We start from the raw sequence: 12,775 nt of genomic DNA on the forward strand, positions 1-12,775 counted from the left end.
CCGGATCAGGGCGACCGAGCCGGACGACTCCGGCAGATGGGAGCTCGTGCCCCTCTGGGGCAGAAAGGTGCCTGCGTCCGTCGGTGGCGTGTGGGCGCCATCCCCGCCGCTCTGGCGAAATGGGAGCCGGGCCAGCTCGAGCTCGGCCAGCGCCTGCTGCGCCGGGTCAAAGAGATGGGCACCCGCTCGCAGGTCGACTGCACCTGGGTGCCCGGCGATCCTGACCTGCGATTCGGCCTCTACGCCCCGGGCCAGTGACCACGACGTACGAGAGGAACCCCAATGACCACCACACCGGCATTCCTGACCGACGCCCCCTTGGCGGGCACCGTCGTCGCCACGGACTTCGAGGGTTGGTCCGACGCGCTTCGCGAGGAGTTCGAGACCCACGCCTACGACCCGCACGTCGGCTCGCGGCTACTCAGCGAGAACGGCCGCGTCCGCGTGTGGGAGATCCGCCTCGAACCCGGGGAGCGGTGGCACGCGCACCGGCACGTCCTCGACTACTTCTGGACCGCCGTCAACGCAGGCCGCAGCCGCCAGCACACCGCTGACGGCACTACCCGCGAGGTGTCCTACGACGCCGGCGAGACTCGACACTTCACCTTCGGCGATGGAGAGTTCCTCCTGCACGACATCGAGAACGCCGGCGACGACGTCCTCGTCTTCACCACTGTCGAGCACCTCGACTCGGCCAACTCGCCGCTGCCACTATCAGGCTGAGGACCCCCAGGGACCACGACGGCGCCAAAGCGTCATGATCGGCCCGCAGTCCCGGCCTCTCCGGGCGCCGGCGGCTCAGACCGTCCACCCCCTCCCGGACCTCCCCCGGTGACTCATGAGTCTCGCCGGACGGCTCGGTCGCGGGCGTATCTGGCCGCCATCGCGTGGAACACCTCCTTCGGTGCCCAGCGCCTCTCGTCGAGCATCCTGACCACGCCGTAGGAGGCGATGTCCCCGTCCCCGATGTGGCTGAAGCCCGCGAAGGTGAACCAGAGAGCGGTGTCCACCCCCTCCTTCTCGAAGACGTCCAGCAGTTCGGTGAAGTAGCGCACCTGCTCGCCCTCGTCCCGTACGGCGCCCTCCGGCGGCTGCCAGGCCATGCCACCGCGCTCGCCCGCACCCCGGTAGGCGCAGGTGCCGAACTCGGTCACCGCGACCGGTTTGCCGTGCTTGAACTTGTCGCGCAGCTCCTCCTGGAAGGTGTCGGCGTTGTAGGCGGCCCGGTAGGCGTCGGCGCCGATGATGTCGAACGGGGCCCAGTCGACGAACTCCCACGGGGCCGCCGCGTAGGTGACGGGCCCGCCGAAACGGGTCCTGACAACGTCCGCGCTCTCGGCCAGGAAACCGTTGAGCCGCTCCAGGACGGGGCCGAGCGAGGTCCACCACTCCATGTCGGCGGTGCTTATCGCCTGCAGGCGATCGTGGTACGTGGCGCCGGGGATGAACCCGGCGCCGAACCCGCTGATCTCGCACCCGGTCACGAACACCACCTCGGCCCCGCCGCCTCGCACGGCCTCGGCCCGCTCCGCGCAGTCGGCGAAGGTCGAGAGCATCGCCTCGGGCGGGAGGTCGACGGGGAAGGGGGCGAACCAGATCTCCAGCCCCGCGGCGGCGGCGTGCTCGGCGGCGACGCTCAGCCGCGCGGGATCGCCACCGGAGATCCGTACGGCGTCGCAGTGCAGCTCATCGGCGATGACGCCCATGTCATGCCGGACGGCGTCGGAGTCGAACACCTTGCGGCTGTTGTCGCGACCGGGAAGGAACCCGGTGTCGTAGTTGATTCCTCGCGCGCGCACGTCACTGTCTCCCTTGTCGGTTGATGCCGTACTCCAGCAGGTCGAAGGCGAGTTCGACGTCTCCGCACAGGTCGTGGCCCGCCTCTTCCGGCGAGGCGCCGGAGACCAGGAGGCGGAAGAACCTCTCCTGCAGGGTCAGCACGGAGGCGGTGATCTGGGCGGCCATCAGAGCGGCCGTCAACTCGTCGTGCTCTTCGGCCAGCGCCAGCGCCAGCGCCTGGCGCTGCCCGTGGAGCAGCTCGTTCGCACCGCTGCTGAGCGCGGGACTGGCGAAGATCACCCGCATCTGGGTGATCAGGGCGTCCCTGTCCACGACCGTCGCCGGCTCGGTGGCGAACGCGCGGTAGTGCGCCCGCAGGGCCTCCAGCGGCGACTGCCCGGCGGGCCGCGCGGTGACGATCCCCGCCAGGTCCTCCTGACCTACGCCCCGCAGGACGAGCGACTCCTTGGTCGGGAAGTACTTGAACAGCGTCACCTTCGCCACCTCGGCGGCCTCGGCGATCTCGTTGACGGTCACCGCGTCGAAGCCGCGCTCGGCGAACAGCCGCAGCGCCACCGCGGCGATCCGCCGTTGCGTCTGCTCCTTCTTCCGCTCTCGCAGTCCTGCCATACGAGCACAGTAAAACTGAACCAGGTTCAAAAGCAAACCCGGTTCGCTTTTTATGGCGGGCGAGAAAGGGCGTGCGGGTCGGTTGTGACGCGCGATCCGATGAAGGTGGCACGCTGCCCGGGCACGACCGGGGATGATGATCGGAGAGCCGGGAAGGACGGGCAGGATGGACAAGACGATCGCGGACTTCTGGTTCGACCCCTCCTGCCCGTACACCTGGATCACCTCACGATGGCTGGTGGAGGTGGAGAAGGTACGGCCGGTCGAGGTGCGCTGGCACGTGATGAGCCTGTCGGTGCTCAACGAGGGCCGTGACGAGGATCCGGAGGGCGACACCGAGGGCTACCTGTGGGTGCCCGTACGCGTCTGCGCCGCCGTACGACAGGAGTACGGGCAGCAGGCGCTCGGCAGGCTGTACACCGCGATGTGGACCGCCGGGCGCGCACGTGGGACGGACTGGGCCGGTGCTCTCGACGCCGCCCTGGCCGCCGCGGGACTGCCGGCGGAGCTGGCCGGAGCCGGGATGTCGACGGCCTACGACGAGGCGGTGCGGGCCTCCCACGCCGAGGGCATCGGCCTGATCGGCGAACACGTCGGCACCCCGGTGGTCGCCGCCGCCGGCCCCGCCACCGGTGGCGAGCGCGTGGTGTTCTTCGGCCCGGTGATCTCCCGGATTCCCACGGGAGAGCGGGCGGGCCGCCTGTGGGACGGGACGCTGCTGGTGGCGAGCACGCCGGGCTTCCACGAGCTCAAGGGCGTCTCGCACGAGGAGCCCCGGCTCGACGACCCGAGCTGACAGATCATGCCGGCCCCGTGGGGTGCGCTCGCCCGCACGCGCCTCTTCGCCCCCGTGTTGTGGATCACATCGGCGGCGGGACATGCCCCGCCCGGCTGACTTCGTCAGCGGAAGGCGACAGCGCGTGCCGGGGGCGCGTCTCGTGGCGGGACGGGCTCGTGGACACTGGACGGGTGCGTTCCGACTGGTCCGGCCTGCCCGTCCGCCATGCCCTGCCCGAGTTGCTCGCGGCGCTGGATGAGCGGGGCGTCGCCGTGCTCACCGCGCCCCCGGGCACCGGCAAGACCACGCTCGTCCCGCTCGCGCTGGCCGGGCTACTCGACGGCCCGGCGGCGAAGCGGGTGATCGTGGCCGAGCCGAGGCGGATGGCGGTACGGGCGGCGGCCAGGCGGATGGCATGGCTGCTGGAGTCGGAGGTGGGCGCGGAGGTCGGGTTCTCCATCCGCGGCGAGCGCAGGGCCGGCGCGAGGACCGTCGTCGAGGTCGTCACCACGGGGGTCCTCCTCCAGCGGCTCCAGCGCGACCCCGACCTCGAAGGCGTGGACACAGTCCTGCTGGACGAGTGCCACGAGCGCCACCTGGATGCCGACACCGCGCTGGCCTTCCTGCTCGACGTCCGCGCCACGCTCCGCCCCGACCTGCGGATCGTCGCCACCTCCGCCACCGCCGACGCCGCCCCCTGGGCCCGCCTCCTCGGCTCGGGCGACCCCGCGCCGATCGTGCACGCGGCCGGCACCGCGCATCCCGTCACGCCCGTCTGGGCCCCGCCCTCAGGGAAGATCGCGCCGCCCCACGGCATGCGGGTGGACCCGGCGTTCCTGGCCCATGTCGCAGCCGTCGTACGGCGTGCGCTGGCCGAGCACGAGGGGGACGTGCTCTGCTTCCTGCCGGGCGTCGGCGAGATCGGCCGGGTGGCCGCGATGCTTCCCGGCGTCGACGTCCTCCAGGTGCACGGCCAGGCCCCGGCCCGGGTCCAGGACGCGGTTCTCTCCCCGGGTGAGCGGCGCAGGGTGGTTCTCGCCACCTCGGTCGCCGAGTCGAGCCTGACCGTGCCCGGCGTACGGGTGGTGGTCGACTCCGGCCTGGCCAGGGAGCCCCGTACCGACCACGCCCGCGGCCTCGGCTCGCTCACCACGGTCCGCGCGTCCCGGGCCTCGGCCACCCAGCGGGCGGGGCGGGCGGGCCGCGAGGCACCGGGCGTGGTCTACCGCTGCTGGTCGCGGGCCGAGCACGAGCGGCTGCCCGAGCACGCGCGGCCCGAGATCGCGCTCGCCGACCTGACCGGCTTCGCCCTCCAGGCCGCCTGCTGGGGCGACCCCGCCGCCACCGGCCTGGCCCTGCTCGACCCGCCCCCGGCCGCCGCGATGGACGCCGCCCGCCGCACCCTGCACGCCCTGGGCGCCCTGGACTCCCCTGGCACGCCGGGTCTCACCATGGGCCGGGTGACCGAGCGGGGACGGCGGATGGCCGGGGCCGGGGTCCATCCGCGCCTGGCACGGGCCCTGATCGATGCCGGGGCCGATCCCGGGACCGGCCCCGGGACCGGCCCCGGGACCAGCCCTGGGATCAACGCGAGGTCCCGGGTCGCCGAGGTCGTGGCGCTGCTGTCGGAGCAGCTGCCCCGGGACGCGGGTGACGACCTGGTGGCGGTCTGGCGCGCCGCGCGCCGGGGCGGGGACGGCTTCTCCGCCCGGTGGCGTCAGGAGGCCGGGCGCCTGGCTCGCGCCGTCCCCGGCCCCGACCGGCGTCAGGGACGACCACTGTCCGCCGACGTCACGCCCCGGGGCGGCAGGACGGCGAAGAAAGACGAGACGGCCTGGGACGACGACGCCGTGGCCGGGATCGTCGTGGCGCTGGCCTACCCCGAGCGGGTGGCGCGGCGGCGGGGCGGGTCGTACCTGATGGCCTCGGGAACGGCCGCCGAGTTGCCACGCGGGTCGCGGCTGGGGACGGCGGAGTGGCTGGCCGTCGCGGTCGCGGACCGGCCCGCCGGGGTGGCGTCCGCCAGGATCAGGCAGGCGGTGGTGATCGACGAGGAGATCGCCAGGCTCGCCGCGGCTCCCCTGTACGGCTCCGACGAGGAGATCACCTGGCGCGTACCGCCGGGAGAGCGGCGTGGCGATGTGTCGGCTCGCCGGGTGGAACGGCTGGGCGCGATCGAGCTGGCCGACAGCGCGCTCCGCGGCGCCGACGTACGACCCGCCGTCCTGGAGGGTCTGCGCGCCGAGGGCCTGTCGATCCTGCGCTGGACGCCCGAGGCCGTGGCCCTGCGCGAACGCCTGGCCTTCTGCCGGCGCACGCTCGGCGACCCCTGGCCCGCGACGGACGACGACGCGCTGATCGAGGCGGCCGACCGCTGGCTGGAGCCCGAGCTGTCGCGGGCCCGCCGCCGGTCCGACCTGGAGCGCCTCGACGTGGTCTCCGCGCTGCACCGCCTGGTCCCGTGGAACGCCCGGCTGGCGGAGACGGCCCCGGAACGGGTCGAGGTGCCGAGCGGGTCGCGGATCAGGATCGACTACTCGGGCGAGCAGCCGGTACTGGCGGCCAAGCTGCAGGAGCTGTTCGGCTGGGCCGAGACCCCGCGCGTCGCGGGAGTCCCGCTGGTGATCCACCTGCTCTCCCCCGCGGGCCGTCCGGCCGCGGTCACCGCCGACCTGGCCTCGTTCTGGCGCGAGGGCTACCGCGCGGTCCGCGCCGAGCTCCGCGGCCGCTATCCCCGGCATCCCTGGCCGGACGACCCCATGTCGGCCACCGCCACCCGCCGCACCAATCCACGGCGCTGACACGGCGCTGACTCCGGGCTCCGCCCACCTTCCCCACCGGCCCGGGAGCCACGCCCGGCACTCCCTGCGGTAGGGCCGGGAACCTCACCTTCCATACCGGCCAGGCGATCGTGCCCGGCACTCCCGGCGGCAAGGCCGGAAACCTCACCCGACGACCGGCGCGCGGCCGGCTTTTGTGAGCTATCGTAGTGATATCACTTCGATAGCAAAGGTGGCGTACATGGAACGACGTGCTTTCCGGATCAGCGGATTCGGCGTCCTGATCGGGCTCCTGGCGCTCGGGGCCGTCCTGGCCTGGGCCGGGTGGACGGCGGGGGAAACGCAGCTGATCGCCGCGGCGGTCGGGTGGGGGATCGTCGCGGCGATCATGGCCACCGGGTTCACGGTGATCAACCCGAACGAGGCGAAGGTCGTGCAGTTCTTCGGCCGCTACATCGGAACGGTGAACCAGGCCGGGTTCCAGTGGGTGCTGCCGTTCACCAGCAAGGAGCGCGTCACCCTCCGGGTGCGCAACTTCGAGACGACCAAGCTCAAGGTGAACGACGCCGACGGCAACCCCGTGGAGATCGCCGCCGTCGTCGTCTACAAGGTCGCCGACACCGCCAAGGCGACGTTCTCCGTGGACGACTACGAGCAGTACGTGGCGATCCAGTCCGAGGCCGCCGTCAGGCACCTGGCCACCAGCCACCCGTACGACGCCCACGAGGAGGGCCGCACCAGCCTGCGCGACGGCGCCGAGGTGGCCGCCGAGCTCACCACCGAGCTGAGCGACCGCACCCAGCTCGCCGGGGTGGAGGTGCTGGAGGCGCGGATCACCCACCTCGCCTACGCTCCGGAGATCGCCCAGGCGATGCTGGTCCGGCAGCAGGCCGCCCAGGTGGTCGCGGCGCGCACCCACATCGTCGCCGGCGCGGTCGGCATGGTCCAGCTCGCGCTGACCAAGTTGCGGGAGGATGAGGTGGTGGAACTCGACGAGGAGCGCAAGGCGCAGATGGTCTCCAACCTGCTGGTCGTCCTCTGCGGTGACAAGGCGACGCAGCCGGTGGTCAACGCCGGCAGCCTCTATGGCTGAGCGCAAGAAGATCCTGCTGAGACTCGACCCGGCCGTCTACGAGGTGATCGCCAAGTGGGCGGCCGACGACCTGCGAAGTGTCAACGCCCAGCTGGAGTACGCGCTCCGCCTGGCACTCAAGGCGGCGGGTCGCGAGCCCCGGCGGGGCGAGCGGAATAACACCGATGAGCCGGACAAGTCATCTGATTGAGACGTGGGACGCTTCCCCTGACGGACTCGCCGGACCACACTCGGTTCATGTCGTGGGTGGGAAGTTCCGCAGTGGAGATCGCGGAGGCCGTGCGACGGGGGAAGGTCACCGCGCCCATGGTCGTCGAGGAGCACCTCGACGCCATCGCCGAGCGTGACGGGCGCGTCGGGGCGTTCCGCACGGTCCTCGCCGAGCGGGCGCTGGCCGAGGCGCGGGCACTGCAGGAGCGGGCGGACCTGTCCGGGCTGCCGCTCGCCGGGGTGCCGATCGCGATCAAGGACAATGTGCCGATCAGGGGCGAGGCGTCCCGCAACGGTTCCGCGGCGACGCCGGACACGCCCGCGGACGAGGACCATCCCGTGGTGGCCAGGCTCAGGGCCGCGGGCGCGGTGGTCGTCGGCATCACCAACGTGCCGGAGCTCTGCCTGGTCGGATTCTCCGACAGCGTGTACGGCGTGACGCGCAACCCGTGGGACCTCGGGCGCACCCCCGGCGGGTCGTCGGGCGGGAGCGCCGCCGCCGTGGCGGCGGGCATGGTCCCGCTGGCCCACGGCAGCGACGGGCTGGGCTCGCTGCGCATCCCGGCCGCCTGCTGCGGCCTGGTCTCGATCAAGCCGGGTCACGGGGTGGTCCCGCCGCCCGAGCACGACTGGTACGGGATGTCGGAGAACGGCCCGCTGGCCACGACCGTGGCCGATCTCGCCCTGGCCCTGGCCGTCATGGCGGATGACATGTCACTGGCGACGCCCGGCGAGAGCGAGACACTCGGCGTGGACAGCGCCATCGACGACTACCCGGGCGGGCTGACCCTGTCGGAACCGCTGAGGCTGCGGATCGCGGTCGCGCCGATGCCGCTGCCCTCCGGGCTCTCGGTGGACGCCGAGTTCCAGCGGGCGGTGACCGGGGCGGCGGAGGTCCTGGGCGCGGCGGGGCACACCGTGGTGGAGCACCCCCAGCGGATGCCCTTCGAGGTCGGTGCGGCCGCTGTCGCCACCTGGTTCGGGTGCGCCAGGGGCGACGTGGCCGGCCTCGACCCGCGCCGTCTCGAACGGCGCACCAGGGCCCTGGCGAGAGCCGGACGGCTGCTCGCCAGGTTCGGGGCGGACGGCACGGCGGGCCGTGACCGCTGGCGCGCGTACGGCGCCGACCAGTGGTTCGGCAACGCCGACGTGCTCGTCACGCCGACGCTCGCCGCCCTGCCACCGGCCGCCGAGCGCTGGGGCCGGCGCGGGCTCCTGGCGAACGCCCGCGCCAACCTGACGTACGCGCCAGCCACCGCGGCCTGGAACATGGCCGGCTGGCCCGCCATGACCGTCCCGTACGGCCGGCACTCCAGCGGCATGCCGATCGGTGTCCAGCTCGTCGCCGCCCCGGGGGGTGAGGCGCAGCTCCTGGCCCTGGCCGGCCAGCTGGAGACCGCCCGCCCCTGGACCCGCCACGCCCTGCCCGCCTGATCGGCTTTCCGTCTGGCCGCCGCCTACCGGCGCGCCGGGCAACCGGCCGACGCGGCGCCGGGGCCGCCTGCGGGAGAGACCCCGCGCGGGCGGCCCCGTACGGGTCAGACGCCGGTGGGGTGCCAGACCGTCTTGGTCTCCAGGAAGGCGGTCATCCGCCCGGTGCCCGGGTCTGCGAACCAGTCGGTCTCGGCGGGACGGAGGACCCGCTTGAGGTTCTCCGCCGCCGCCTCCTCGCACGCGACCGCCACGGCCCTGTCGGTGACCCCGGCCAGGTCGAGGGCGTTGACGTCCATGTGCGCGGCCAGATGGGGAGCGATCTCGGCGACGGAGCCGGTGAGGATGTTGACCACCCCACCGGGCAGGTCCGAGGTGGCGAGCACCTCGGCCAGGGTGATCGCGGGCAGCGGGGCGCGCTCGCTCGCGATCACCACGCAGGTGTTGCCCGTGACGATCACCGGGGCGATCACCGAGACGAGCCCGAGCAGCGGCTTGTCGGGGGCGACCACCGCGACCACGCCGGTCGGCTCCGGCGAGGAGATGTTGAAGTAGGGACCGGCGACGGGGTTGGCGGACCCGGCGATCGCGGCGATCTTGTCCGACCATCCGGCGTACCAGACCAGCCGGTCGACGCTCGCGTCCACGACCTCCCGCGCGTTCTTCGTCCCGGACTCGGCCAGCTCGGCGATGAACTGGGCCCGGCGACTCTCCAGCATCTCGGCGACGCGGTAGAGGACCTGTCCCCGGTTGTACGCGGTGGCACCCGACCAGCCGCCGAAGGCCTTGCGCGCGGCCGTCACCGCGTCGCGGGCGTCCTTGCGGGAGGCCTTGGCGGCGTTGGCGAGGAAGTCGCCGCTGGAGGAGGTCACCGCGTAGGACCTTCCGCTCTCGGAGCGCGGGAACGCCCCGCCGATGTACAGCTTGTACGTCTTGCGCACGGCGAGCCGTGCGGGCCGACGTCCGTCCCCGGGGTCCGTGGCCCGCCCCAAAGCCTGATCAGTGGTCTGCTCCGGGGCCTGCTCCGGGGCCTGCTCCGGGGCCTGCTTGGTCGCCCGCGCCCGGCCCGGCTTCTCCGCCTTACTCATTTCCCAGCCCTCTCCACGAGCTCTCCTGCTGCGCCAGCCGGGCCGGCACGAAGATCTGACCGCAGCGGCTCACGCCGCACCGGTGGGCGAACCAGCCGCGCAGCACCGGCCGCCCGGCGCGGGCGAAGCCGTACCCCCGGGTGCTCTGGGCACGGCGGCGACGGCGCCTGAGGCGCTGATGCTCACACATCGAGGTACGCCTCCAGCCCGTGCCGTCCGCCCTCTCGCCCGTATCCCGACTCCTTGTAGCCGCCGAACGGCGAGGTGGGGTCGAACCGGTTGAAGGTGTTGGCCCAGACGACGCCGGCGCGGAGCCTGCTCGCCATCCACAGGATGCGCGAACCCTTCTCCGTCCACACGCCCGCCGAGAGGCCGAACGGGGTGTTGTTGGCCTTCTCCACCGCCTCGGCCGGGGTGCGGAAGGTCAGCACGGACAGCACGGGGCCGAAGACCTCCTCGCGGGCGATCCGGTGTGACTGGGCGACACCGGTGAAGATGGTCGGCGGGAACCAGAACCCCTTGTCGGGCAGCGAGCAGGCCGGGGACCAGCGCTCGGCGCCCTCCGCCTCCCCCAGGTCCGACAGCTCGCGGATCCTGGCGAGCTGGGCCGCGGAGTTGATCGCGCCGATGTCGGTGTTCTTGTCCAGCGGGTCGCCCAGCCTGAGCGTGCCGAGCCGCCGCTTCAGCGCGTCGAGCAGTTCCGTCTCGATCGACTCCTGCACCAGCAGCCGGGAGCCCGCACAGCAGACGTGGCCCTGGTTGAAGAAGATCCCGTTGACGATGCCCTCGACCGCCTGGTCCAGCGCGGCGTCCTCGAACACGATGTTCGCGGCCTTGCCGCCGAGCTCCAGGGTGACCTTCTTACCGGAGCCCGCGACCGACCTGGCGATCTGGCGGCCGACCTCGGTGGAGCCGGTGAAGGCCACCTTGTCGACGTCGGGGTGGTTGACCAGGGCGGCGCCGGTCTGTCCGGCACCGGTCACGATGTTGACCACGCCGGGCGGCAGGTCGGCCTGCGCGCAGATCTCCGCGAACAGCAGCGCGGTCAGCGGGGTGGTCTCGGCGGGCTTGAGGACCACGGTGTTACCGCAGGCCAGGGCAGGGGCGATCTTCCATGCGAGCATGAGCAGCGGGAAGTTCCACGGGATGACCTGGCCGGCCACCCCGAGCGGGCGCGGACCGGGGCCGTACCCGGCGTATCCCAGCTTGTCCGCCCAGCCTGCGTAGTAGAAGAAGTGGGCCGCCACCAGGGGCAGGTCCACGTCGCGGGACTCGCGGATGGGCTTGCCGTTGTCCAGGGACTCCAGGACGGCCAGCTCGCGCGAGCGCTCCTGGATGATCCGCGCGATCCTGAAGAGGTACTTGGCCCTTTCCGAGCCGGGCAGCGCCGACCAGACGCCGAACGCCTTGCGGGCGGCCGAGACCGCCCGATCGACATCGGCCTCCGTCGCCCAGGCGACCTCCGCCAGGACCTCCTCGGACGCCGGGTTGACGGTCTTGTGAAGATCCCCGCCCTGGGAGTCGACCCACTCACCGTCGATGAACAGGCCGTAGGACGGCCTGATGTCGACGACGTCACGCGACTCGGGCGCCGGTGCGTACTCAAACATGTGAACGCCTTAGTCGAGGGTGAAGTAGTCGGGACCCGCGTACCTGCCGGTGGCCATCTTCTGGCGCTGCATCAGCAGGTCGTTGAGGAGTGTGGAGGCGCCGAGCCGGAACCAGTCGGGGCTGAGCCAGCCCTCGCCGACGGTCTCGTTGACCAGGACGAGCATCTTGATCGCGTCCTTGGTGGTCCGGATGCCGCCCGCGGGCTTCACCCCGACCTTCCGGCCGGTCACGGCCAGGAAGTCGCGGACCGCCTCCAGCATGATCAGCGTCACCGGAAGGGTCGCGGCGGGCTGCACCTTTCCGGTGGAGGTCTTGATGAAGTCGCCCCCGGCCAGCATGGCCAGCCAGGACGCGCGGCGCACGTTGTCGTACGTGGACAGCTCTCCGGTCTCCAGGATCACCTTCAGGTGAGCGGTGCCGCAGGCGGCCTTGATCGCGACGATCTCCTCGAAGACCTTGACGTAGTCACCCGCGAGGAACGCGCCCCTGTCGATGACCATGTCGATCTCGTCGGCTCCGGCCGCCACCGCGAAGACGGTGTCGGCGACCTTGACGTCGAGCGAGGAGCGTCCGCTGGGGAAGGCGGTCGCGACGCTGGCCACCTTGACACCGGTGCCCTTCAGCGCCGTCGCGGCTTCGGCGACCCGGTCGGGATAGACGCACACCGCGGCCACCCTGGGTACCGAGGGGTCGGCCGGGTCGGGGTGGAGGGCCTTGGCGCACATCGCGCGGACCTTACCCGGGGTGTCGGCTCCCTCCAGGGTCGTCAGGTCCACCATGCCGATGGCGAGATCGATGGCCTGGGCCTTGGCGGTCGTCTTGATGGATCGGGTGCCGAGCATCGCGGCGCGCTGGTCGGCGCCCACGCGGTCGACACCGGGCAGGCCGTGCAGGAAGGTTCGCAGCGTGGCGTTGGACGTGGCCACGTCCGCGAGCGAGGTAGTCATAGTTGACACCTCTCCAGCATGCCCACTGGTGTGATTAGTTCCAAACTGGACCTTGCACAGCCCTCCCGTCGGTTTTCGTCAACATCCGCCGGGTCCGGGCTCGCCGTGTCGCACGGGGTCGCACGGGGGCCCGGCGACACGGCACCGTTCGCGGATGAGGCGGCCGGAAATCCGGAGTCTCCCCATCCGGCGTGCTCTAGGTAGGGCCTAGGTAGGGGTGGGGCGTGGAGCGACCCGGATATAGGACATCCTCCCGATGTGGGACCGGGGGCCTTAGGACGAATCTTGAGTGTGTAAGGAAAGCGCCACACCAGAAAGGAACCCCCATGGGTCCCGAGCTTCAGCTCCAGATGATCACCCAGAGGGCCGCCGAGCTCCGCGAGCAGGCCGACAGCCACCGCCTCGCCCGCGAGGCTCAGCAGGCCAGC

13 protein-coding genes are annotated in these 12,775 nt (G+C 72.1%); 7 read left to right on the forward strand and 6 right to left on the reverse strand.

From position 1 onward, the window contains the following. Together ABZ260_RS33675 and ABZ260_RS33680 are read left to right on the forward strand one after the other, a co-directional pair. Positions 1 to 258: hypothetical protein (locus ABZ260_RS33675; protein ID WP_355625826.1), on the forward strand; the 258-nt coding region annotated here is incomplete at its 5' end. Between the two features lie 24 nt (positions 259 to 282). Beyond that, positions 283 to 723 carry a hypothetical protein gene (locus ABZ260_RS33680; protein WP_355625828.1) on the forward strand — a complete coding sequence of 147 codons (441 nt, stop codon included), beginning with the start codon at positions 283 to 285 and terminating at the stop codon, positions 721 to 723. 113 nt (positions 724 to 836) lie between these two features. Here ABZ260_RS33680 and ABZ260_RS33685 read toward each other — a convergent pair whose 3' ends face one another. Continuing rightward, entirely contained in the window at positions 837 to 1,799 is a 963-nt protein-coding gene (locus ABZ260_RS33685; RefSeq protein WP_355625830.1) for a hypothetical protein, read from the reverse strand. A 1-nt stretch (position 1,800) separates the two neighbouring features. Beyond that, positions 1,801 to 2,409, reverse strand: a complete 609-nt coding sequence (locus ABZ260_RS33690) for a TetR family transcriptional regulator (RefSeq protein ID WP_355625832.1) — start codon at positions 2,407 to 2,409, stop codon at positions 1,801 to 1,803. A gap of 166 nt (positions 2,410 to 2,575) precedes the next feature. On the opposite strand from ABZ260_RS33690, the gene ABZ260_RS33695 reads away from it, so the two are divergent. The 5 genes from ABZ260_RS33695 to ABZ260_RS33715 all read left to right on the forward strand — a co-directional run bounded on the left by ABZ260_RS33695 (position 2,576) and on the right by ABZ260_RS33715 (position 8,704). Continuing rightward, positions 2,576 to 3,205, forward strand: coding sequence for a DsbA family protein (locus ABZ260_RS33695; protein ID WP_355625834.1), 630 nt, complete (start codon positions 2,576 to 2,578; stop codon positions 3,203 to 3,205). A 173-nt stretch (positions 3,206 to 3,378) separates the two neighbouring features. After that, positions 3,379 to 5,988: an ATP-dependent helicase HrpB gene (gene hrpB / locus ABZ260_RS33700; protein WP_355625836.1), complete on the forward strand. Its 2,610-nt coding sequence runs from the start codon at positions 3,379 to 3,381 to the stop codon at positions 5,986 to 5,988. A gap of 220 nt (positions 5,989 to 6,208) precedes the next feature. Further along, on the forward strand, positions 6,209 to 7,060 hold the full coding sequence (locus tag ABZ260_RS33705; RefSeq protein WP_355625838.1) for an SPFH domain-containing protein: 852 nt from the start codon (positions 6,209 to 6,211) through the stop codon (positions 7,058 to 7,060). Next, a complete protein-coding gene (locus ABZ260_RS33710) occupies positions 7,053 to 7,250 on the forward strand; it encodes a hypothetical protein (RefSeq protein ID WP_326635151.1) in 198 nt (65 codons plus the stop codon). The genes ABZ260_RS33705 and ABZ260_RS33710 overlap by 8 nt, the downstream gene beginning before the upstream one ends. 47 nt (positions 7,251 to 7,297) lie before the next feature. Beyond that, positions 7,298 to 8,704 carry an amidase family protein gene (locus ABZ260_RS33715; protein WP_355625840.1) on the forward strand — a complete coding sequence of 469 codons (1,407 nt, stop codon included), beginning with the start codon at positions 7,298 to 7,300 and terminating at the stop codon, positions 8,702 to 8,704. Between the two features lie 104 nt (positions 8,705 to 8,808). On the opposite strand, the gene ABZ260_RS33720 is transcribed toward ABZ260_RS33715, so the two are convergent. The 4 genes from ABZ260_RS33720 to deoC are packed head-to-tail and all read right to left on the reverse strand — an operon-like array spanning position 8,809 to position 12,347. Beyond that, complete coding sequence (locus ABZ260_RS33720) at positions 8,809 to 9,789, reverse strand: aldehyde dehydrogenase family protein (protein ID WP_355625842.1); 981 nt, start codon at positions 9,787 to 9,789, stop codon at positions 8,809 to 8,811. Next, positions 9,782 to 9,979, reverse strand: coding sequence for a hypothetical protein (locus ABZ260_RS33725; RefSeq protein WP_355625844.1), 198 nt, complete (start codon positions 9,977 to 9,979; stop codon positions 9,782 to 9,784). Before ABZ260_RS33725 ends, ABZ260_RS33720 begins: the two co-directional genes overlap by 8 nt. Further along, positions 9,972 to 11,399, reverse strand: coding sequence for an aldehyde dehydrogenase family protein (locus ABZ260_RS33730; RefSeq protein WP_355549567.1), 1,428 nt, complete (start codon positions 11,397 to 11,399; stop codon positions 9,972 to 9,974). The genes ABZ260_RS33725 and ABZ260_RS33730 overlap by 8 nt, the downstream gene beginning before the upstream one ends. A gap of 9 nt (positions 11,400 to 11,408) precedes the next feature. After that, complete coding sequence (gene deoC / locus ABZ260_RS33735) at positions 11,409 to 12,347, reverse strand: deoxyribose-phosphate aldolase (protein WP_355625846.1); 939 nt, start codon at positions 12,345 to 12,347, stop codon at positions 11,409 to 11,411. Positions 12,348 to 12,775 lie beyond the last annotated feature (428 nt).

The organism is Streptosporangium sp. NPDC006013, assembly GCF_040614275.1.
Lineage (GTDB): Bacteria > Actinomycetota > Actinomycetes > Streptosporangiales > Streptosporangiaceae > Streptosporangium.

What these genes read in the sequence shown, in the direction of transcription:
- ABZ260_RS33690 (WP_355625832.1), bottom strand. Translation starts at nt 2,409, where the DNA reads ATGGCAGGACTGCGAGAGCGGAAGAAGGAGCAGACGCAACGGCGGATC.
- ABZ260_RS33725 (WP_355625844.1), bottom strand. Translation starts at nt 9,979, where the DNA reads ATGTGTGAGCATCAGCGCCTCAGGCGCCGTCGCCGCCGTGCCCAGAGC.
- ABZ260_RS33695 (WP_355625834.1), top strand. Translation starts at nt 2,576, where the DNA reads ATGGACAAGACGATCGCGGACTTCTGGTTCGACCCCTCCTGCCCGTAC.
- ABZ260_RS33730 (WP_355549567.1), bottom strand. Translation starts at nt 11,399, where the DNA reads ATGTTTGAGTACGCACCGGCGCCCGAGTCGCGTGACGTCGTCGACATC.
- ABZ260_RS33680 (WP_355625828.1), top strand. Translation starts at nt 283, where the DNA reads ATGACCACCACACCGGCATTCCTGACCGACGCCCCCTTGGCGGGCACC.
- deoC (WP_355625846.1), bottom strand. Translation starts at nt 12,347, where the DNA reads ATGACTACCTCGCTCGCGGACGTGGCCACGTCCAACGCCACGCTGCGA.
- ABZ260_RS33710 (WP_326635151.1), top strand. Translation starts at nt 7,053, where the DNA reads ATGGCTGAGCGCAAGAAGATCCTGCTGAGACTCGACCCGGCCGTCTAC.
- ABZ260_RS33715 (WP_355625840.1), top strand. Translation starts at nt 7,298, where the DNA reads ATGTCGTGGGTGGGAAGTTCCGCAGTGGAGATCGCGGAGGCCGTGCGA.
- ABZ260_RS33705 (WP_355625838.1), top strand. Translation starts at nt 6,209, where the DNA reads ATGGAACGACGTGCTTTCCGGATCAGCGGATTCGGCGTCCTGATCGGG.
- ABZ260_RS33720 (WP_355625842.1), bottom strand. Translation starts at nt 9,789, where the DNA reads ATGAGTAAGGCGGAGAAGCCGGGCCGGGCGCGGGCGACCAAGCAGGCC.